Raw genomic sequence first — 21,204 nt, forward strand, 5'->3', positions numbered from 1 at the left:
CTACGGCCGGCTCCGGCTACGAGATAACACGCAGGAGGGGGAAAGGGTCAATGGCGCGCCGGAACTTCTCCCGTCATTCCGGGATTCTTCCGCCGTCATTCCGGGGCCGCGCAGCGGAACCCGACCCGAAGGGCCACGCAAAGCGGGGAAACCCATAACCGCTAAGGGTGACCGAGAGGACGCAAGGATCCCGTATCCTTTTCCGGCGACACCAGTGGTTATGGGTTCCGGGTTCGCCTGCGGCGCCCCGGAATGACGGTGAGGGTGTTTCCTCCGAAGCGGGAACCTACATGTTCAAGGTCAGGTACAGATCCGACCAGTCCGGATTCATCTCTTCGATCAGGCTCGCCAGCTCCGGTGTTTCCCTTCACACGAAGAATGCGTAAGCCGCGCCGCCCGCCGCGATGGCGGCGGCGCTGATGGCGCCGACGATCCAGCCTGCTTGGCGGGTGCCGAGTGCGAATGTCATCCCCGCTTTGACGACGGTGTTCACCGCCGCTGCGATGCCCATGCCGATAGCGGCGGCCTGCAGGCCGATGCTGCCTTGCGACAGGCGGGAGAAGGACAACGTAATGGCGTCCACGTCCGCGATGCCGGAGAGTGCCGCGAGGACATTCAGGCCGGTTTCGCCCACATAGGTCGTCACGATCTTGGCGAGGAAGCTGATGATGGCGACAAGCGCAGCGAGTTGAAATGCGGCGCGCAGATCGAGTGGGTTTTTCAATTGCAGGTCGGGATGCGCGGATTGCGAACTGCGACCGAGCAGAAGGAATGCCGCCCCCGACACAAGGACGAGTCCTGCCGTGCCGAGCGTCCAGGCAAGCGGCACGAGAAGCGCGGTGTTGATAGCGCTGGCGATAACGAGCATCCGCACGACCATCACGGATCCCGACAGCAGAATGCCGCCGGCGATCATGGTGCTCGCCGACGGGCTCCGCTTGGCGAGGCGGCTCAGGGTCAGGGTCGTCGCGGTGGATGAGGCGAGGCCGCCCGCAAGCGCCACCATGGCAACGCCCGCCTCGCTGCCCATGATGCGGATGGCGAAGTACCCGACGAAGGAAATGCCGCCGAGAATGATGACGAGCAGCCAGATCGCAGCGGGGTTGATGGCGTCCCACGGGTCGACGGTTCGGTTCGGCAGAAGAGGCAGCAACAGGAAAGTCATTGCCAGAAGGATCAGGATCGATCGGATTTCAGGCCATGTCAGTTGCCGAAGCCAGGCATGAAGCGGCTGTTTGAGAGCGAGGATCAGCGTCACCGTGACTGCGATGGCAACCGCGATCTGAAGGTTGCCGAGGACGGCATAAGCTCCGAGCGCAAAGGCGATCAACGCGGCGACGACGCCCGTCACGCTGAAATTGCGCTCCGCTTGCGCCTCGAGCCACGCGAAGGCGCTGAAGCCTCCGGCAAAGGCGACGAAGGCAAGGCCGAGGAAGATCGGACTCGTATAGGTCGCCAGTGCGGCGCAGATCGCACCCAGCAGCGAGGAGAGCGTATAGGTGCGCAGACCCGCCGTACGCTCGCCTTCCGCTTCCTCGCGGAATTGCCATCCGCGTTCGAGGCCGATCAGAAGGCCGATGGCCAGGGCGACGGCAAAGCGCTGGAGGAGGGGGTCGCTGATCATCGGGCAAGGCTCTTTTTCAAGGCAGTCTCAGAAGCGAGTTTCGTCATTTCGAGCGCGGCTCCCTTCTCACGAGGCAATTATGACCTAGCGTGACGCGGTGAGATAGGAACTTCGGACCATCCTACGGTGTCGCGCGGATGCCGCTCAGGATCTGGGACAGGGCTTCAGCGTCGGCACGCCGCGCGGATGATTTGCGCCATGCAAGGCCAATGGTTCGCGTGGGCTCGGGATCGCAAAATGGAACGAGATGGATGCGCGCATCGTTCGCCTCCGTCTCAGCCGCCATCTCCGGCAGAAGCGTGATGCCATAGCCGTTCGCGACGAGATGCATCACGGTGGAAAGACTCGATGCGCCGAAGGTGGTGTCGAGGGTCGAAGCGGATCTCGCGCACACGCTCAACACCTGATCGCGCAGGCAATGACCTTCCTCCAGGAGCAGAAGACGCTGCGAGGAGAGATCCGCGACGGACATGCGTTTCTTCGCGCGCGTGGCCGAACAGGCCTGCTGCGCGACGAAGAAACGATCCTCGAACACGCGCAAGGTTTCCAGTTCCGGATGGTCGACGGGGAGCGCGATCACGATGAGATCGAGATCGCCCCGGACCAGTTCGTCGACGAGGCTTTTCGTCTGCGTTTCGCGCAAGCGCAGTTCGAGTTCGGGAAAGTGTTTGTGCAATTCCGGCAGCGCTTTCGGCAAAAGGTAGGGCGCGATGGACGGGATGATGCCAAGACGCAACAATCCCGTGAGAGCGGGCCTCTTCCGGCGCGCGTAATCCTGCAGATCGGACACGGATGCGAGGATCGAGGAGGCGCGGCGGACGACTTCCTCGCCGTCGGCCGTCAAGGCAATGGAATTGCGCCGACGCTCGACGAGTTGGAGGCCCAGATCCTGTTCCAGTTCCTGGATCTGCATGGAGAGAGCGGGCTGCGTCACATGGCAAAGCGTTGCGGCCTGGCCGAAATGGCGGGTCTCGGAGACGGCTGCGAGATAGCGCAGCTGGCGGAGCGTGATCATGGCGATAAGTTAATCTGATCGATCTCCTCAGGCAATCGAATTGGACTAATCGAGCATCTTTCGCGACTGTGGAGGCCAAACAACGGAGGACGCTCATGACCAAGCCGACCATGACCACCACTGCAGGCGCGCCGATTGCCGACAATCAGAATTCGATCTCGGCAGGAGAGCGCGGGCCTCTGCTGTTGCAGGACTATCAACTGATCGAAAAGCTAGCGCATCAGAACCGCGAGCGTATCCCCGAGCGCGTCGTGCACGCGAAGGGCTCGGGTGCTTACGGCACCTTCACGGTGACGCAGGACGTCTCGAAATATTCCAAGGCCAAGCTGTTCTCGAAAATTGGTAAGCAGACCGAAGTCTTCCTGCGCTTCTCGACGGTCGCGGGAGAGCGCGGCGCTGCGGATGCAGAACGCGATGTGCGCGGCTTCTCGTTGAAGTTCTACACGGAGGAGGGGAACTGGGACGTCGTCGGCAACAACACGCCGGTCTTCTTCGTCCGCGACCCTCTGAAGTTTCCCGATTTCATCCGCACGCAAAAGCGCCATCCCTCGACGAACCTACGCAGTCCCACCGCCATGTGGGATTTCTGGAGCCTTTCGCCGGAGAGCCTGCATCAGGTGACAATCCTGTTTTCGGATCGCGGCCTGCCGCAGGGCTATCGCTTCATGCACGGCTTCGGATCGCACACCTATTCGTTCCTCAACGAAGCCGGCGAGCGGCATTGGGTGAAGTTCCACTTCAAATCGATGCAGGGCATCAAGAACTGGACGAACGGCGAGGCGGAAGGCATCGTCGCCAAGGATCGTGAAAGCGCGCAGCGCGATCTCTATGAGGCCATCGAGGGCGGCGATTTCCCGCGCTGGCGCGTCTGCGTCCAGATCATGCCGGAAACGGATGCGGACAAGACACCGTACAATCCCTTCGACCTCACGAAGGTGTGGCCGCATGCGGATTATCCGTTGCAGGAGGTCGGTATTCTCGAACTCAACCGCAATGCGCAGCATTACTTCGCCGAAGTCGAGCAATCCTCATTCTCGCCGTCCAACATCGTGCCGGGCGTCGGTTTCTCGCCTGACAAGATGTTGCAGGGGCGCATCTTCGCTTATGCCGATGCCCATCGCTATCGCGTCGGCACTCACTACGAGGCGCTGCCCGTGAACCGCCCGCGCTGCCCGGTCGCGCATTATCATGCGGACGGTGCGATGCTCTCCGACATCCCGAACCGGGGCGATGCGTATTATGAGCCGAACTCGTTCAACGGCCCGGCGCAGGACAACCGCTTCGCCGAGCCGCCGCTGAAAATCTCAGGCGATGCCGACCGCTACGATCATCGCGTGGGCAATGACGATTACAGCCAAGCCGGCGCGCTGTTCCGCCTCATGAGCGCTGATCAACAGTCGCAGCTCATGAGCAACATCGCGGGAGCCATGCAAGGGGTTCCTGTCGAGATCGTGAAGCGCCAGATCGGTCACTTCTATCGCGCCGACAAGGCTTATGGACTTGGCGTTGCCGAGCGCATGGGGCTTGCGGCCCACGATGTGGTGCCTCAGGCCGCCGAGTAAGCTCCCTCAACCTGTCGATGCTTCAGCCGTCCGGCACTCCCGTCGGGCGGCTTTTTTGTGAAGATCGTGAACTCGGGAAGCTGCGCGACAGAAAAAACGAGACAAGATTGCTCACTTGAAATAGACGCCTCTTCGTCCATCATGTGGAAAAGGTTCAAGGAGCGCGCATGGCCGAGCGTGGAATCAAGACGAGCAAACCGCGCGTTCACTACGATTGCACCAAGTGCCCCGCTTTCTGCTGCTCGATTTACGAGCGTGTCACGGTGACCAAGGCCGATATCAATCGCCTGGCTAAGCATTTCAGCGTATCGGTCGAGGAAGCGCGCGAGAAATATACCGCACCGTGGGAGAACGAGCGCGTTCTGCGACGTGTCAAGGATTCGATCTTCGAGGAGACATGCATGTTCCTCGATCAGAAGACGCGTGGCTGCACGATCTATAACGGGCGCCCCGGCGTCTGCCGTACTTACCCCGCGCGCTCGCGCTGCGCCTATTACGATGTGTTACGCTTCGAGCAGACCCAGCAGGGCGACAAGAATGTCGTGCCCGTGGTGAAGATCATCTTTCGCGACGAGGACGAATAGCCCTCACGGGCGGCTTTGCGGCTCCGTGATCACGGTCGCCGTCATGCCGGCGCTCAGGCGGATGTCCTCCGGAATTTTGTCGAGTTTGATGCGCACGGGGATGCGTTGCGCCAGGCGCAACCAGCTGAAGGTCGGATTGACGTTTGCGATCAATTCGCCGTTCGAGATCGTCTCCCGGTCCACGATGGCGCGGGCGATGCTCTCCACATGCCCGTCGATGTCCTCGTTAAAGCCCATCAGCCGGACGATGGCTTTGTCGCCGTCGTGGATATGGCGAATTTTCGTCTCTTCGAAATACACCTCCGCGATACTCACGGGAGCGCCCGAGAAGAGATTGTCGCGCAAGCCATGCACACGGTGCCACGTGTTCAGCACATCGCGCACGCGCAAGAGGATTGTGCGGACCAGGATTTCGCGCGAGTCCTTCACCATTGCATCCAATGTGGGAAGGCGCCGTTCGATCTCCTGCAAGAGTTCCTCCAGGGCGACGCTTTCTTGTGGATCGGACGCGAGCGGGTTTTCCCGGTCGAGCAGATCGGAACGCGATAGAGGAGGGGTTGCAACGAGTCGAGAACGGCGGGCGCCCGCTCGTGAAGCAGCGTCACCCGGTCATGGATGGAGACCAGCATGGAGAGCAGAGTCAGAAATTTCTCCTGCAGATGCAGCGCCACATTGCCCATCCCGGCGATGGGTTGGGAGACGATGAGGGCCGTGAGCATCGCCCAGCTTGGCTGGGTGAGATTGAGCCGGAACGCGATATAGAGAGCGAGCATCGCCGCGCCGAATGTCTTGATCGAGAACACCACCTCTCGCCAGCTCGGCTGTTGCATGGCGCGATACGCTCCCATCACTCGCCGGAGGGGATTTAGCCCTCGTCCCAACGGGGTCAAGCCGAGTTGTGTCCGGCCCTAGCCCGTCTGTCGTAATGCTGTCCTGACAACCCAGCTTTGCATGGGCGGTCCAAGACACGGACGATGATTTGGCTTTATATGAACGCAAAATCGGTTCAATGCCGATGTCCGAAGGCCGACGCCAAACTTCGAGAAAAGAAGACCGATGGATACGAAGTCGACTGCTTTTGCCGCTGCGCCCGCTCGTGCGACCGCCGAGGGGGTGGCCGTTCCGATCCTTCTGGCCATCAGCTTTTCGCATCTCCTGAACGATCTGATCCAATCGTTGATCCCGGCGATCTATCCCGTCCTGAAGGACGCGTTCCATCTCGATTTCGGTCAGATCGGCCTGATCACCTTTACCTTCCAGCTCACCGCGTCGCTGCTCCAGCCGGTTGTCGGCTATTATACTGACTTGAAACCGAAGCCGTATTCGCTCGTCATCGGCATGGGTTTCACACTCGTCGGCCTGTTGACTCTCTCAAGGGCCGGTTCCTATCCCATGCTGCTTCTGGCCGCGGCGCTGGTCGGCATGGGGTCCTCGATCTTCCACCCGGAATCCTCGCGCGTCGCTCGCATGGCCTCAGGCGGACGGCATGGTCTCGCGCAGTCGGTGTTTCAGGTTGGTGGCAATACCGGCTCGGCGCTCGGTCCGCTGCTTGCCGCGTTCATCGTCGTGCCCAACGGCCAATCGAGCATCGCCTGGTTCTCCGCTGTCGCGCTTCTGGCCATGATCGTGCTGTTCAATGTGGGGCGCTGGTACCGGGGCAAAATGGTCGCGGCGAAAGCCAAGCCTCAGCAGGCTCCTGTTGCACCCCGGCATTCGCGCATGACTATCGGCGTGTCGATCACCATCCTGATGCTGCTGATCTTCTCGAAGAACTTCTATCTTGCCAGCATCAGCAGCTATTTCACGTTCTACCTGATCGCGAAGTTCCAGCTCTCGGTGCAGGATGCGCAGCTCCATCTGTTCGTCTTCCTCGCGGCTGTCGCGGCGGGAACGATCCTCGGCGGCCCCATCGGCGACCGCATCGGGCGGAAATACGTGATCTGGTTCTCGATCCTGGGTGTCCTGCCGTTCACCCTCGCATTGCCTTACGCCAACCTGATGTGGACCGGCGTGCTCAGCGTCATCATCGGCCTCGTTCTCGCCTCGGCTTTCTCGGCAATCGTCGTGTTTGCCATGGAACTTGTGCCGGGGCGTGTCGGCATGATCGCTGGCCTGTTCTTCGGCCTGTCCTTCGGCATGGGCGGTTTGGGTGCGGCGGTGCTCGGCCAGGTGGCGGATATGACCAGCATCGAGACGGTCTACCGTATCTGCGCCTTCCTGCCCGCCATCGGGCTGCTCACCTATTTCCTTCCGCATGAACGCCCCAAGGCCCCTGCGGCTTGATCATCGGTTGTCGATCAAGGGTTGATCCGGCGCGGCATTCTCTTTCGAATGCCGCGCGGCTGAATCCATCACGCCTTGTCCTGGATGACCTGCGCATCGGCTTCGAGCGCATCATTCGCCATGTTTCTGACCTCAAGGGCGAGATCCATTTCGCGTCCGGGCCGTGCGCGCTTCGCGATGGCGATCAGGATGATCGCGAGAATGAAATTGGCAGCCGCTATCGCGGCAGCGGCCCACACCGAACTCCAGATCTGCTGGAGCGCAAAGAAGACCGCGAGATTGCCCATCGGATAAGCGAAAGCGCCAAGGAGAACGGCGATCCCTCTCAAGCTGGATCGGGTCACCAACTGCCGGAAGCGAATATCCGCGATGATCGTTTCAGCGCGCCAGAGAACGCGAAGATTTCACTTGTTCTGATCAGGCTTCTAGCGCCACGCGTAGTTGAAGCTCACGCTGATGCGCTCGCTCTCGGCCTCGTTGAGAGGCACTTCGTGGCGCAGCCAGCTTTCCCAAAGCAGGACGCTTCCCGGTGCGGGCTTGATGTAGGCGAATTGCTTGTTCTCCGGCTTGGCCTTCGCCTTGCGCGGCGGGGCAGCCATCATGAAACCCAGGCGCGGATCCTCCAGCTTGAGCGCGCTCGCGCCATCCGGGATCGTCACGTAGTAGGTGCCGCTGATCACCGAATGCGGATGAATGTGCGACGTATGCACCCCGCCCGGCGGAAGGATGTTGATCCAGAGGCTGTCCATTTCGAGCTTGCGGCCCTTGAGATCGAATTCCAGCTCCTTCGTGAAAGCGTCGACATGTTTGTCGATAGCCTTCAGGAGCTCGCCGAAAACCGGCACGCGCCAGGGCAGGTCATTCAGCGACGCATAGGACGTGTAGCCCGGATAACCGTTCTTCTCGCACCACCGCTGACCGGCTTCATCGTCTTCCGCGATGGAGAGACACGCGGCTTCGAGGTCCTGATTAAGGCGCTCGGCCTTCGCGCCGGCCATCTCGGCCCGGTAGATCTTGGTGACGAAGAGGGTATCGATGCTGGACATGGGGTGGCTCTGGCGCGTTTTCCGCAAACACGGGCAACCAGAGTGCTCTCCGGTTGCATTGGATCGGAAGACCGCTCTAGCCCCGACGATGCTGCCCTGTCAAAGCCCGGTCAGCCCGGGCGGTGACTCAGTTTGATCCGCGCTCTTCCCTCCCCCTTTCGGAGAGGGAAAGCCTGTGCCTCATCCTCATCAAACTGAGTCACGACCTCAGCCTGCGTGCTTCAGACCCTTCCCGCCTTTGGTTCCGCTGCGTGGCTTGGAGGGGGGCGGTTTGGCGGGTGCGGATTTCGCAGGCGCCCGCCCGGCGGACTTCGCGGCCGCGCGAGCGGGTTGCGCTGCGCCTTTCGGTTTCGCTTTCGTGTCGTCGTTTGCGATGCTGCGCCGCAAGGCATCCATGAGGTTGATGACGTTCGTCGGTTTCGGCGCTTCGAGTTTCGGCGCGGGCTTGTGCCCAGCCTTGGCCTTGATCAGGGCGACCAGGGCATTCTGGTAACGGTCCTCGAAACGGGTCGGATCGAAAGTCGTCATCTTCTTTTCGATGATGTGTTCGGCAAGCTCGAGCATTTCAGCGGGGATCTTGATGTCGTGGATATCCTCGAAATACTCGTTCGCGTCCCGCACCTCATAGCCGTAGCGCAAGGTCTGCGCCGCGATGCCCTTGCCGTGCGCTTCCAGCATGATGATGCGTTCGCGCCTGTAGAGAACGACACGGCCGAGCCCGACCACGTTCTTCTTCGCCATCGCGTCGCGAATGACGGCGAAGGCCTCCTCGGCCACTTTCCCATCGGGCACGAGGTAATAGGGCGTATCGAAATAGACCTCGTCAATCTGGGAGCGCGGCACGAAGCTTTCGATGTCGATGGTGTGCGTGCTTTCAAGCGTGACCTTCTCGATCTCGTCCTCTTCGAGCGTGATATATTCGCGCTTGGCAATCTCGTAACCGCGGACCTGCTCGGCGCCCTCCACGACATCGCCCGTGCCCTCATCCACCAACTGCCGGCGCAGGCGGTTGCCCGTATCGCGGTTGAGGAGATTGAACGAAACGCGATCCTTCGTGGTCGCTGCCGGCACAAGGGCGACGGCGCAGGACACCAGCGACAGTTTCAAATAGCCCTTCCAATTCGATCGCGGCGTCATGGAAAACTCCATCGAGCAAGCTTAAAGGTTGCGGCGATTCAACGGGAGAGCAGGGCAGTCGTTCCGATCCGCTCGGCCGCGCGGTCAGGCTTTCTTTACGTGGCAAGGAAAAGATCTCACAATGTTGCGGCTTTCTGCTCCTGCGCCGCTTGTCGTGGTGAAAGACCGGACCCACCTAGGCGATATGACGCTCTCAGCCCCCACCCCTATTCTCGACCGTTCCGACAAGCTTCTGTCGCTCGCCCGAAGCCTCGATCCGGAATTGCTGTCGCGGGTCATCACAATCCGCGATTGGCTCGTGACCGTCGCGGTGCGCATAGAGGACGCGAGCGATATCCTCGAGGGGTTCATCGAGCGATTGCTCGATTTGGGTCTGCCTATCGATCGGGCCGCATCGGCGATTGAAACGTTGCACTCGGAATATGCCGGCGTCGGACGCTTCTGGACGAAGGAGGAGGGGATCGCCGTGCGATACCTTCCCCATAGTGATCGCCGCGAGGCGGCCTATGAGGCAAGTCCCTTCGCTTACGTGAACCGTACCGGCGAGTGGCTTCTTCTGGATCTGCGGGAGACGCCCGACGACCGCTTCCCGATCATCCCCGAGCTGAAAGAGGCCGGGTATCGCCACTACCTGACGATTCCGTTCAAGTTCATCAACGGGACGCACAACGCGATCTCGTTCGCGACGCGCGCGGAGGAGGGCTTCGGCGAGCAGGAGCTCAAGGCCCTGCGGCTTCTGGTTCCGACCTTCAGCCTCGTCACGGAGATGCGCGCCACCAGTAGCCGGCTCGATGACGTTCTGCGCATCTATGTGGGCGACGAGCCGCATCGGGAGATCCTCTCCGGGGCAATCCTGCGCGGACAGGTGACGAGGATCCGTTCGGCGATCCTGTTTGCGGATATGCGCGGCTATACGCGTCTGTCGTCCACCCTGACGCCTGAAGAGGCCGTGGAGCTTCTGAACAACTATTTCGATTGTCTCGTGCCGCCCATCGAGGAGGAGGGCGGGCAGGTGTTGAAATACCTGGGAGACGGTCTCCTGGCGATTTTTCGCGACAAGGGCGACGACACGGGCGGTGCCGCCCAATCGGCTCTCTCCGCTGCGGCCAACGCTCTGAGGCGTATTCAGGCGGCCAATAGCGAAGGACGGTTTCCCGTTCCGCTCAGCGTCGGAATAGCCCTTCACCACGGGGAGGCCGCTTACGGCAATGTCGGCTCCGGCCAGCGTCTCGATTTCACGGTCATCGGCCGAGACGTCAACTTGGCCAACCGGATCGCCAAGCTGAACAAGACCCTGGACGAGCCCCTTCTCATGTCGAAACCGTTTGCCGATCACCTCTGGGGCGATCCTCACCCAGTCGGCGCTTTCGAGGTCGATGGCTTCGAGGAACAGATCGAAGTGTTCAAGCCGTGATTCTTTGTGAATCATTAAGGCATTGAATCAAAAACATAATCCGTCAGCGCTTGCGATCCCGGAACTTTTCCCGCTAAAAGCTTCCACCCCTTCTTAAAGGGCCTGTAGCTCAATGGTTAGAGCCGGCCGCTCATAACGGTCTGGTTGCAGGTTCGAGTCCTGCCGGGCCCACCAATGTTTTCAGCTGCTTAGCAAGCCGGTCTGCTGTCCCAAAATTTACGGCAATCATTGAGCGCGTTTCCGAGTGATGCGATCTGCTGCCTTGCGCATTAAGTCCGGGTGATGGTGGCCGAATCTGGCCCCGGCCAGGTGGACTGCCGCCGAATAAAGGTCATGCTTGACCGGAAATCCAATTGAGGACTGTGGAAGGTATTTCGGCAGGCCGCGTGCACTCGGATCCGCCGGTGCGAAATCACACACTGCGACAATACAGCCTCGTTTCTCCCTTCGAACGCCCAGGGAAGTCGGCGTCGATCCATGGCAGTGCTCGGCTTTCTGCACTCGATAAATTTTTCAGGAGACGAGAATGGCAGCTCCAATCGGTGGCCCAGACGACGACACACTCTTAGGTACTCTAATCGGTGAGTTCCTATTTGGTGACGCGGGTAACGACACTATTTTTGGCTCTGGCGGTAATGACACGCTCGAGGGAGGGGCTGGCGCCGACATGCTGTTTGGCGACGCTGATATTGACGCAGTGCACTACAATCGGTCGCCGGAAGCTGTCACTGTCAACCTTTCCGACAACACGAAGAATCATGGCGGCGAGGCAGAGGGGGACACTATTCTCGACGTCGAGAATGTCTCGGCTCCGTTCATGACGATAGTCTGACTGGCAATTCGATTGCTAACATGCTCAACGGAGCCATTGGCAACGACCATCTCAGCGGTCTCGGTGGCGATGACATCCTAGTTGGTGAGCTTGGCAATGACATCTTGGAAGGCGGGCTTGGTACTGACCACCTGCTTGGTGGAGATGGCTACGATCTTTTAGAGGGAGGAGCCGGCGCAGACACGCTCGATGGTGGAGCTCATGACGATCTCGCAAGCTACTCGTCGTCTACTATCGGATTGACGGTGAGTCTGAGCTTTCCCAACAACAACACGGGTGACGCTCAGGGCGACATCTACCTCAGCATCGAAGGCCTCGTGGGGTCACGATTCAATGACCGCCTAGAGGGAGACGCAGGCGCCAACAACCTTCAAGGTTGGTATGGGGATGACCTTCTCTCAGGCGGCGGTGGAAACGACACGCTTTTCGGAGGTGAAGGCAACGACACCCTATCGGGCGACCAAAACGGTCAAACCGGTGACGATGTGATGCAGGGTGAAGCCGGCAACGACACACTCAGTGGCGGCGAGGGGACGGACACCGCAGTTTATCGCGGCAAGTTCTCTGAGTACAAGCTCGATGAGCGTGCCGCCAAGTTGGGTATTTATGGCGTCATTGACTTGGTCGCCGACAGGGACGGAACCGACGCCGTTTACGACAGCGTCGAGTTGTTGCGCTTTTCGGATATCACCTATCGTCTCAAGAACCATGACCCGACAGATATCAAGCTGTCCGAGACCAGGTTTAGCGAAGACGCGTTGGCGTCGACGATCCTCGCAAGCCTCTCGGCGGTAGATGCAGATGGCGACGCGATCACATACAGCCTGGTCTCGACCGATGGGCCTTTCAAGATCGATGGGCGCAACCTGGTTCTAACCGGGCAGCTCGATTTCGAGACCAAAGCCCAGTACTCCATTACGGTTAAAGCTTCGAACGGTTATGGCGCTGGAACAACGCAGACCTTTGCGCTCACTGTGCTTGATGTCGTTGAAGGCAACGATCCCAATGACCCCAACAATCCCAATCTTCCCTTGACGCTTTGGGGAACGTCGCGCGCCGATGTACTTGAAGGCCGCAATGCCAATGATGTGCTTTACGGCCAAGGTGGCAACGACGTCTTGCGGGGTAACCTCGGCAACGACAAGCTTTACGGTCGGGCCGGCAAGGACGTCTTAACGGGTGGCTTGGGCAGCGACATCTTCGTGTTTGACACCAAGCTGTCCTCTTCGCCCAAGGTGAACAAAGCCAATTTGGATCGGATCACTGATTTCAGCGTCAAAGATGACACGATCCATCTGGCCAAGAGCGTGTTCAAGAAAATGGCCAAGAAGGGCGTGATCAAGAGCTCCGAGTTCTATCAGGGAACGAAGGCGCACGATGCCAGCGATCACATCATCTATAACAAGAAGACGGGCGCGCTTTACTACGATCCCGACGGCACTGGCGCCGCCGCGCAGATCCAGATCGCGATTCTCTCGAAGAACCTCAAGATGACCTACAAGGATTTCTTCGTCATCTGATTTAGCATGGCGAAGCTCAGGGGAAGCGAAAGCACCTGAGATTGGATTTGTGAAGCCCTGCCGGTTCCTCTGGCAGGGCTTTTTCTTGCGGCTCCAGCTGTAACGGGCCGATCAGGCAAAAGAACGTCCGGTGAACGTGCATTGACGCTCCGCATCCCGTTCGGTTCGCGTCATGGCGATTGTATACCTTTCCGAAAAGTAATAGAATTTCGTTCGGCAATTGCCTGCTCAAGCTGGAAAATTATGGAACCATTCGACCCGGACCAGCGCAACTTGGTTCGATCATCACTGGACAACGAGAATATTCTGAGTGGCCAGTTCTGGGGGGAACTGCGGGTCTTCCTTGCTGTCGCCAAGGCAAAGTCTTTCAATCGCGCCGCTGAGGTTCTCAATACGAGCCAGCCCACGGTCAGCCGTCAGGTCCGGCGGTTGCAGGATCTCATGGGATCGCAGTTGTTCGTTCCCACCAAGCATGGCGTTCGATTGACGCCGAAAGGCCAAGCGCTCGCACAGGCCCTGACCAGGCTGGATCATTCGCTGTTTGCCTTGACGAATGATCTCAAGGCGGAAACGAAAGAAGCTGAAGGCATTGTGCGCGTCAGCATCACGGACGGTCTCAACACGTTTTTCGTGGCCCCCGCGATCCCCACCTTTTCGGCCGAGCACCCCAGGATCCAGCTTCATCTCAAAAGCCCGGCCAACGTCGTCAGTTTGCGCGAGAACCAGACAGACATGATGATCGGCTTCAGCCCGATCGAAGCAGCAGACATTTCCTCCCGTCGGCTCGGAAGCCTGCATTTCATTCCCGTGGTGGCGAAATCCTACATTCAACAGCAGGGCATTCCCACGCGCTCGAACCTGGCGCAGCATTTCTTTCTGCAATCGGAGTTCTACACATCCAAAACAGGATTGTGGGATCCTTGGAACAGCGCCGTTGCGAAAGGGCAGATCGCCCATTTCTGCGACAACTCAATGGCCTATGGCATGTTGGTGAAGGCAGGCCTCGGGATCGGTCTCCTTGGAAGCTACACAGTCTTGGAGCCTGATGCCGTGCCCCTGGATCTCGATGTCAAAATGTCGGTTCCGCTTTACGCTCTGGCTCTGACGGAACGGTTGAATGCCAAGCCTGTTCAATTGGTTTTCGATTGGCTCTGCGACATGTTCGGTCCAAAAAATCCATGGTTCAGCCCGGAGTTTCGACTGAACAATCCTCCGAGCCGCTTCGACATCGGCATCAAGCTACTCTTTAACCTGTAGATCGATTTCTCGCATTCGTTGCCTGCGATACCGCTTGCTGATCGTCTCGGAGATATTGAGGTACGTGTTTCCGGCATCCTCAAAGAACTCGGCGAGCTCGACCGGTAGATCGTCGGCTTCAAAGAGCAATTTTTCAAACATTGCCATGTGCAGCGTAACGACCTGCTGCAAGTGAGAGCGAAAATAATCCATGATTGTACCCGTATCCGCCTGATTGAGGTCGGGAAGGTCGATGGGCCTCGCGTTGTTCATAATTCGGCTGCTTCGAACTCGGAGCGCGCGTCCCAAAACCCTTCGACGCGAAAGAGGACGGACGCCTCTGTCGTGATCGAGATCGCGTTGCTTGGAGGCGTAAGTTCCTTGACGAGTTCGATGTACGGTTCGTCGTGACCGTCGAACAACAGGGGCTCTTTGCCGGGAGCGTTCTTGAATCCGAGCATGGTGCGCCAGAGACGGGCGTATTTCGGCTTCGCATGCGTCACGACCCGGTCGTAGCCCTTCCGCTCGATATGCTCGAATATGAATTCGGCGCAGCGCTTGATCGTGCGGATGTCGCGCCAAGCCTTACGGAAGCTGGTGCGTTCCATCTTCGCGAAGTCCTTGAACCACCTGACGCGGGCCGTCCCAACCGGCTCATCTCCGGCATAGACGATAATGTGCGTTGCTTGATAATCATTCCCGTCATACGTCTGCCGCGCTGTAACGCCATGTTCTTCCATGAAGCAAATGGCGCGGATGGCGTACGCGTGAAGCAGTTGCTCAGGCGTTGTAACAATCTCGACGCGAATGAGGTTGTCGTGATTGACGATACGTGAGGGGGTGTCTTGCATGTGCGGACCCATGATCTACCTGAGATATGCTCAAGAAATGAGCACGGCGTCGTGCGGTCGTTGAAGAGGTTAAGATGTGGCGCGGTTCTACATCAGCGTTGAACAGGAACGAGCATGACCCAAAGCGATAGTATTGTGCCGATACGCTTGGCTGAGCTATGCCGAGATGCTGTAGAGCGCTTTGGGGATGATTGGGAAAGCATCCAGGCCTACATAATCGAACAGGTAGCGAGCATGCCGGGCGACGATTTGATCGCGTTTAACGAACAAATTCGGCGGGTTCTCGGTTTTCTTGCGCCTATCCGGGGAGAGTTTCTGAATTAATGGCCGCCTTAATGAACAGAAGTGTACAGAAGTCGCCGAGCGAAGCAGATCGCTATATCGGCAGTCGGATTCGAGCCCGTCGCACGCTCATCGGAGTAAGCCAGGAAAAACTCGGTGACGCACTCGGCGTCACATTCCAGCAGGTTCAAAAATATGAGCGAGGCGTCAACAGGATCGGCGCCGGCCGCCTGCAGGAAATAGGTACGATCCTGGGCGTTTCGGTCGGCTATTTTTATGAAGGGATAAGCGGGACGATTGGGTTACGAAGCCAAGATGATCATGCCGCCGAAGCGCTTAGTACACCACTAGGCCAGCGTCTGGCCAAAGCCTTTGCCGCTGTGCAAGAGGATGACATGCGACGCAAGATCGTAGAACTCGTCGAGGCAATTGTATTGTCGCGATCCTAGTGCTGCCTATTGTGTGGGCCTGTCGATGCTCAAGTCATGGGCATCGTTTCTTTATCTCTGCATTCCGCAAGGGAAATCCTTGCGGCTAATCTGTATCCGTCGAGAGCGTAGCGCAATGCCCCTCGACGAAGTCGTGCCGCTCATAGCGAGTTGGTTGCACGTTCGAGTATCGCAAGGGACAGCCTGAGGCCGCTGTTTCTTCCGCTCGCCTATCAATGACGTGACCTGTGATAGGCTGCTTTCACTAGTTGAAAGTTATTTTATCGTATTCGATAAGTTGTAAAATAGCAACAATACATCACAACAAGTCGATAAGCTTGAAAAATCCGATTCATACGTGTCTGAAATTGATGTTCAATGGGATATGAGAACCAACGCTCAGTTGTGATAGCTCAATTGTTGCCCATTTGATCTCTTTTTTATTCAAAAAATCTTATTTTTGATACTGACTCTTACGGCAATCTAGTTTTATAATTTCATAACATTTTTCAAATACTGGATATCTAGTCAACGCTAAATAGCTTGGGGCAAGAGTGCGATGATTGAATTGATGACAGACGCGCAGGACGTAATTCCTCGCGATGAGTTTTCTCTAAAGTCGCTTTTACCTCTATCGCCACATTTACCTTTAGAAGCTCCCGATACGCTGGGGAACGGACGGTTGCACAGGCGTTGCTTTCGCAACTCGAAATCGAAGGGGTCAATGCCGTCTTCGGTATCCCGGGCGGAAACATTGCGGCCTTCCAACAAGAGCTTCGGGATCACCGGAGCATCCGCTTCATCATCACTTCGCACGAAGGTGGCGCGGCTTTCATGGCGGACGGGTATGCGCGTGCGACCGGCAAGCTCGGCGTTTGCCTGGTCACGTCCGGTCCCGGCATCACCAACGCATTGACTGGAATTGCTTCCGCGCATTTGGATGAAGTGCCGCTTCTCGCAATCAGCGGCCAAGTGGCGACAGATCGTTTTGGTCTCTCCGCAATTCAGGAAAGCACCAGCGCGCGAGGCATCGAGACGACAGGGCTGACAGGCCATGCCACGGCCTTCTCCATGGGCGTGGTGGACCCGGGAAGCTTCCCGCGCATCATGACACACGCCTTACGCGCAGCGCTCAGCCATCCCAAAGCTGCCGTCCATTTGAGCGTCCCGTCAAATATCGCGCGGCAGCCTGTTCCGTTCGGCGCGGCACAGCACGTCACGGGTAAGATTTCCGTCGATGCTCCTTCCGTTGCAAGCAAAGATATCCGCGCCGCTTTCAAAATTCTCATGCAGGCCGAACGCCCGCTGATCCTGATTGGATCGGGCGCAGGCCAGGCGCTCTCCGACATGAGAGAAGAGTTTACGCAATTCGTTCATCGCCATTGCATTCCTGTCGTATCGAGCTTGCGTGGCAAGGGTCTCTATTCCGAGCGCGATCTCTTTGGTCTCGGCGTCATCGGCACGGCCGCCAATCCTCGTGCGGAGGCTTATCTTCGCGATGGAGTCGATGTTCTTCTCGTCATTGGCAGCCGCCTCGGAGAATGGACGAGCCGCAGCTTTCATCCACATTTCAAGACAATCAAAACCGTCATTCAGGTCGACATCAATTCCGGATCGATCGGTCAATTCCTCCCCGTGGCCCTACCAATCATCGGAGACGCGGGCTCGTTCATTTCGGGGCTTTGCGAACTGGGGAAAGAGGCTTCTCCGGATGTTCCTTCTTCGCGTCAAACCTGGCTCGATGAGCGTCCTGCCAAGTTGACTGCCACGCCGGCAACCGATCGTGAGACGTTGCACCCGCAGCAGGTCATGGCGGAGCTGGATGCGAGCTTGCAGGACGACATGGATTTTTATGTCGACATGGGAAACTGCACCGGATGGGCAACCCATTGCCTTCACATTGCGCCTCCAGCGCGGATCTTCTATCCGTCCGGTTTGTCGTCGATGGGCTGGACTTGCGGCGCGGTTGTCGGCGGGAAAGTCGGACGTCCCGATCGAATCGCTATCGCGCTCGTCGGTGACGGGTCCTTCCTGATGAACGGCACCGAGATGCTGACCGCTGCTCGCCATAAGGTCGGAACAATCACAATCGTCCTGAACGACAACTTTCTCGGCATGGTCAATCACGGCGAACGTGCGCAGGTGAGCCGCTATTCCATCGACGATGCGTTCTACGGACTTGGCGGGCCGGATATCGCTCAATTTTCCAAATCGCTTGGTGCAAAAGCTTACGTCGCGACCCGGCCGGGGGATATCACACGCTTCCTTTCAGAAGCGATCGCGTGCGCCAATCGGGACGGACAGCCACAAGTCATCGTGGCGCACATCGACCATCGTGTCGCTCCTCCTTACGGAGACCGATTCAAGTCCGTCGCAGGCGACGCGTAGAGGGTCGCTTATCCGATGACAAAATCCATTGGCTTTCTTGGTTTTGGCAGCGCGCTGCCAGACCATGTGCGATGCAATGACGATCCAGTGTTCGACGCTCTGCGCAATTCGGCCTCCGCCGATGCAGCAGGCGAGAAGGCTCTTTTTTATGGGAACAAAGAGCGGCGATGCCTGGCGCAGAATGAATCGCTTGCCGGTCTTGTCGCGAATGCAGGGCATGCCGCGTTGAACGATGCGCAAATGGCCACGCATTCGATCGATAGGCTCTATGGCTACCTATCGGTGTCCGACTACATTGCGCCCAATGCACTCTATGACGTGCACCGCATCATGGGCTTGCCCGTCGATACCCTCGTTGTTCCAGTGCAATCGGAGTTCAGCAATTTCCTCTTGAGCGCAACTCTGGCAACAGAAGCGATCTTAGCCGGAAATGCGAAGACGGCATTGGTTGCCGTCGGTGCTGGCTGGACCCGCAATATGGACTACAGCCAGGGACACGCGATTGGAATTGGAGATGGCGCGGGCGCTGCCGTCATCGGCGAAAGCGAGCGGTTCGTCGTCGTCGACTGGGCATCGGATACGTTCAGCAACGAATACGGTGCCATGGCGATGCACCATTGGCCTCACAAGGGCCTGGCATACCCGACTTACGGGATCGATCCTTCGTCCGGCGTCCAGGCGTTTCTCTCGACCGGAATGGACGGGCCGCCGCGACTGATCAAGCGTCTTCTCGACAAAAACGGTGTTGCGCCACGTGATGTTACGCTGATCAGCCATCAGGCGACACAGAAGCTGCTCGATCATTGGAACGAGCAGATACAACCTGCCGCTTACCTCGATACTTTCGAGAGCCTCGGCAACATGGTCATCGCCTCTATTCCGGTGACCCTCGCACAACGGCATTCCGAAATTCGGACGCCCTGGCTGGTCATGGTCGGTCTCGGCATCGGCGCGCATCAGATGGCGCTTTTGATACGGGTTTAGTCGGGAAGCGCACACGAGAAAAATTACGGGGACGGACAGCGTATCTCGTCCGTCCTCGCGCGACGATAGAGCCTCCTTGAAGGCCGGAATTCGCTCGCCTCAGATGACGAAGAAGTCCTTCGTCGTCATCTTCAGGCCCTTCGAGAGAGAGGCGATCTGAACCTGTGCTGACGCGCCCGTGCCGTCGGCGTCGTAGTAAAGCGCGCCCGTCTTCTTGTTGTAGATGATGTGATCGTCAGCGTCGTGGGCGCTTGAGCCGGTATACAGCCAATCCTTTTTGAGGACGCCCTTTTTCGTGAGCGTCTTGAAGATCGACTTGGCGAGATGGATCGTGTCGTCCTTCACGGAGAAGTCCAGGATCTTGTCGACGTTCGTCTTCTTGTTCGGCTTCGTGTCGAAGACAAAGATGTCTTGTCCGTCGCCGCCGACGAGAACGTCCTTGCCGGCACCGCCATAGAGTTTGTCGTTGCCGACTTCGCCACGCAGCATGTCGTTACCGCCATACCCATAGATCACATCGTTTCCGGCTTCGCCCTGCAGGAAATCGACTCCTGAAGTGCCGTAAAGAGTGAGGGGTGTCGTCTCGACCACGTCGAGAACGTTCAGGACGAATGTGGAGGTCGTGCCTGCTCCATAGCCGTTCGATGCATTCACCGTGATGGTGTGCTGCGCCTTGGTCTCATAGTCGAGCGGGCTTGTCAGGACGAGTTTGTTTCCGTCGATGCGGAAAGGCCCGTCCGAGTTCACGAGACGGTAGACGATCGCGTCTCCGTCCTCATCCGACGCCGAGAACTGAGCGACGATGGTGGCGGCGAGCGTATCTTCCGCGATCAGTGTCTGAGAAATGGCTAGCTTGGTGGGCTCATGGTTGTTGATGCGCACCGTAACATCGGAGAACCGAAGGAATTTGATATCGGTCAACGTGTCGACGTCATCACGGTTCGCGACCTTGTCCGAGACACGGAAGGTGCCTTCCTGCGGGACAGATATAGTGTATTCAGCATACGTGCCAGCGAACATCGCCGTGTTCTCTCCGGCACCGCCATTCAGCGTATCGTTGCCGCGCTCTCCGGCGAGAAGGTCATTTCCCTCGCCGCCATCCAGACTGTCGTTGCCTTCTCCTCCGTACAGGCTGTCGTTGCCCCCGGCGCCGACGAGAGAATCCTCGCCATACCAACCCTGAATGTTATTGGCTTCGTCGTTGCCGACCAGATAATCGCTGTAGCGCGAGCCGACCAATCCTTCGATGCTCGAAAAAATATCGCCAGTGGCATCGCCCCGATTTCCGAACACCTGAGTAAGATTGACCCAAACGAAATCGGTTGCGGTCGAGTAATCGGCGAAATCGAAACCATCGCCACCGTTAAGCGTGTCAGCACCGGCGCCGCCGATGAGAAAGTCGTTGCCGCCTTCACCGTCGAGATGGTCGTCTCCATTTCCGCCGTCGAGCGTGTCGTTGCCGAGCGCGCCGTAAAGAGAATCCGCTCCGTCGAGACCGCTCAATCTATCATCGCCATCCCAGCCCTGAAGATCATTGGAGATCTTGTTGCCGATGAGAATATCGTTGAAGGCGGATCCGATGATCCCTTCGATTGCGAGGGGGTTCGAATAGGTGTCTCCTGCCGCTTCTCCGGCATTGAGAGATGGGCGCGTCAGGTCGACGGTGACGCCTGTCAGGGCCTCGTTGTAGACAATGAAATCGAACCCATCGCCGGCATCGAAGAAATCCGCCCCGAGGCCACCGTTCAGGCTGTCGTTACCCATGCCCCCGTAGAGACTGTCGTTTCCGGCGTATCCGTAAAGCGCATCGTTTAAGGTCGTGCCTTCCAAGCTGTCATTGCCCGGGGTTCCAAATTTAAACGCCATATGGTCACCTATAAAATATCAAAGCGTGGCGGTGACACGACCGGTAGGGGCGCGCACCCTTCGAACCACCAGGATGGTCGTTGCGTTCGTGAGCGCCGAGGCCGGTCAGAGTGTCGATTCACGATCGGCCTTTCGCTTGAAAACAAAGCATT

The 21,204-nt window shown here is 58.3% G+C and carries 21 protein-coding genes and 1 tRNA gene; 12 read left to right on the forward strand and 10 right to left on the reverse strand.

Annotation, left to right across the window (positions count from 1 at the left end; all coding sequences use genetic code 11):
- Positions 1–367: 367 nt before the first annotated feature.
- Positions 368–1,624, reverse strand: a complete 1,257-nt coding sequence (locus tag AB4072_RS07235; protein ID WP_441966672.1) for an MgtC/SapB family protein — start codon at positions 1,622–1,624, stop codon at positions 368–370.
- A 121-nt stretch (positions 1,625–1,745) separates the two neighbouring features.
- A complete protein-coding gene (locus AB4072_RS07240; protein WP_441966674.1) occupies positions 1,746–2,639 on the reverse strand; it encodes a LysR substrate-binding domain-containing protein in 894 nt (297 codons plus the stop codon).
- A gap of 95 nt (positions 2,640–2,734) precedes the next feature.
- Between AB4072_RS07240 and AB4072_RS07245 the strand changes: the two genes are divergently transcribed.
- Complete coding sequence (locus AB4072_RS07245; RefSeq protein ID WP_441966675.1) at positions 2,735–4,201, forward strand: catalase; 1,467 nt, start codon at positions 2,735–2,737, stop codon at positions 4,199–4,201.
- A gap of 167 nt (positions 4,202–4,368) precedes the next feature.
- The gene (locus AB4072_RS07250) at positions 4,369–4,785 is read left to right on the forward strand and encodes a YkgJ family cysteine cluster protein (protein WP_441966676.1); all 417 of its coding nucleotides are present in this window, start codon (positions 4,369–4,371) and stop codon (positions 4,783–4,785) included.
- 3 nt (positions 4,786–4,788) lie between these two features.
- Here AB4072_RS07250 and AB4072_RS07255 read toward each other — a convergent pair whose 3' ends face one another.
- A complete protein-coding gene (locus AB4072_RS07255; protein ID WP_441966677.1) occupies positions 4,789–5,256 on the reverse strand; it encodes an HlyD family secretion protein in 468 nt (155 codons plus the stop codon).
- Positions 5,211–5,615, reverse strand: coding sequence for an FUSC family protein (locus AB4072_RS07260; RefSeq protein ID WP_441966678.1), 405 nt, complete (start codon positions 5,613–5,615; stop codon positions 5,211–5,213). The genes AB4072_RS07255 and AB4072_RS07260 overlap by 46 nt, the downstream gene beginning before the upstream one ends.
- Before the next feature lie 226 nt (positions 5,616–5,841).
- Here AB4072_RS07260 and AB4072_RS07265 point away from each other — a divergent pair, with 226 nt between their 5' ends.
- Positions 5,842–7,068 carry an MFS transporter gene (locus tag AB4072_RS07265; RefSeq protein ID WP_441966680.1) on the forward strand — a complete coding sequence of 409 codons (1,227 nt, stop codon included), beginning with the start codon at positions 5,842–5,844 and terminating at the stop codon, positions 7,066–7,068.
- A 68-nt stretch (positions 7,069–7,136) separates the two neighbouring features.
- On the opposite strand, the gene AB4072_RS07270 is transcribed toward AB4072_RS07265, so the two are convergent.
- The 3 genes from AB4072_RS07270 to ku form a co-directional block, all read right to left on the reverse strand.
- Positions 7,137–7,397, reverse strand: a complete 261-nt coding sequence (locus AB4072_RS07270; protein WP_441966682.1) for a hypothetical protein — start codon at positions 7,395–7,397, stop codon at positions 7,137–7,139.
- Positions 7,398–7,493: 96 nt separating this feature from the next.
- On the reverse strand, positions 7,494–8,114 hold the full coding sequence (locus tag AB4072_RS07275) for a TIGR02466 family protein (protein ID WP_441966683.1): 621 nt from the start codon (positions 8,112–8,114) through the stop codon (positions 7,494–7,496).
- Positions 8,115–8,321: 207 nt separating this feature from the next.
- A complete protein-coding gene (gene ku, locus AB4072_RS07280; RefSeq protein WP_441966685.1) occupies positions 8,322–9,251 on the reverse strand; it encodes a non-homologous end joining protein Ku in 930 nt (309 codons plus the stop codon).
- 184 nt (positions 9,252–9,435) lie between these two features.
- Here ku and AB4072_RS07285 point away from each other — a divergent pair, with 184 nt between their 5' ends.
- The 5 genes from AB4072_RS07285 (at position 9,436) to AB4072_RS07305 (ending at position 14,274) form a co-directional block, all read left to right on the forward strand.
- Positions 9,436–10,665 carry an adenylate/guanylate cyclase domain-containing protein gene (locus tag AB4072_RS07285; RefSeq protein WP_441967254.1) on the forward strand — a complete coding sequence of 410 codons (1,230 nt, stop codon included), beginning with the start codon at positions 9,436–9,438 and terminating at the stop codon, positions 10,663–10,665.
- 98 nt (positions 10,666–10,763) lie between these two features.
- Positions 10,764–10,839: transfer RNA gene (locus AB4072_RS07290), tRNA-Ile, on the forward strand.
- 352 nt (positions 10,840–11,191) lie between these two features.
- Entirely contained in the window at positions 11,192–11,497 is a 306-nt protein-coding gene (locus AB4072_RS07295; protein WP_441966687.1) for a calcium-binding protein, read from the forward strand.
- Positions 11,498–11,508: 11 nt separating this feature from the next.
- The gene (locus AB4072_RS07300) at positions 11,509–13,017 is read left to right on the forward strand and encodes a cadherin domain-containing protein (protein ID WP_441967256.1); all 1,509 of its coding nucleotides are present in this window, start codon (positions 11,509–11,511) and stop codon (positions 13,015–13,017) included.
- Positions 13,018–13,260: 243 nt separating this feature from the next.
- A complete protein-coding gene (locus AB4072_RS07305; RefSeq protein ID WP_441966689.1) occupies positions 13,261–14,274 on the forward strand; it encodes a LysR family transcriptional regulator in 1,014 nt (337 codons plus the stop codon).
- Here the strand turns inward: AB4072_RS07305 and AB4072_RS07310 are convergent.
- Together AB4072_RS07310 and AB4072_RS07315 are read right to left on the reverse strand one after the other, a co-directional pair.
- Positions 14,257–14,526: a hypothetical protein gene (locus tag AB4072_RS07310; RefSeq protein ID WP_441966691.1), complete on the reverse strand. Its 270-nt coding sequence runs from the start codon at positions 14,524–14,526 to the stop codon at positions 14,257–14,259. The genes AB4072_RS07305 and AB4072_RS07310 overlap by 18 nt on opposite strands.
- Positions 14,523–15,104 (reverse strand): hypothetical protein, encoded by a 582-nt coding sequence (locus AB4072_RS07315; RefSeq protein WP_441966693.1) that lies wholly within the window; start codon positions 15,102–15,104, stop codon positions 14,523–14,525. Before AB4072_RS07315 ends, AB4072_RS07310 begins: the two co-directional genes overlap by 4 nt.
- Positions 15,105–15,218: 114 nt before the next feature.
- Here AB4072_RS07315 and AB4072_RS07320 point away from each other — a divergent pair, with 114 nt between their 5' ends.
- From AB4072_RS07320 to AB4072_RS07335, 4 genes are all read left to right on the forward strand, one after another.
- Positions 15,219–15,428 (forward strand): hypothetical protein, encoded by a 210-nt coding sequence (locus AB4072_RS07320; protein WP_441966695.1) that lies wholly within the window; start codon positions 15,219–15,221, stop codon positions 15,426–15,428.
- A complete protein-coding gene (locus AB4072_RS07325; protein WP_441966697.1) occupies positions 15,428–15,835 on the forward strand; it encodes a helix-turn-helix domain-containing protein in 408 nt (135 codons plus the stop codon). Before AB4072_RS07320 ends, AB4072_RS07325 begins: the two co-directional genes overlap by 1 nt.
- Before the next feature lie 612 nt (positions 15,836–16,447).
- Positions 16,448–18,202, forward strand: a complete 1,755-nt coding sequence (locus tag AB4072_RS07330) for a thiamine pyrophosphate-binding protein (RefSeq protein ID WP_441967258.1) — start codon at positions 16,448–16,450, stop codon at positions 18,200–18,202.
- A 15-nt stretch (positions 18,203–18,217) separates the two neighbouring features.
- Positions 18,218–19,186, forward strand: coding sequence for a 3-oxoacyl-[acyl-carrier-protein] synthase III C-terminal domain-containing protein (locus tag AB4072_RS07335; protein WP_441966699.1), 969 nt, complete (start codon positions 18,218–18,220; stop codon positions 19,184–19,186).
- 99 nt (positions 19,187–19,285) lie between these two features.
- On the opposite strand, the gene AB4072_RS07340 is transcribed toward AB4072_RS07335, so the two are convergent.
- Positions 19,286–21,052: a cadherin domain-containing protein gene (locus tag AB4072_RS07340; RefSeq protein WP_441966700.1), complete on the reverse strand. Its 1,767-nt coding sequence runs from the start codon at positions 21,050–21,052 to the stop codon at positions 19,286–19,288.
- Positions 21,053–21,204: the final 152 nt, after the last annotated feature.

Origin of the sequence: Microvirga sp. 2MCAF38 (genome assembly GCF_052115485.1) — a bacterium.
Classification (GTDB): Bacteria; Pseudomonadota; Alphaproteobacteria; order Rhizobiales; family Beijerinckiaceae; genus Microvirga.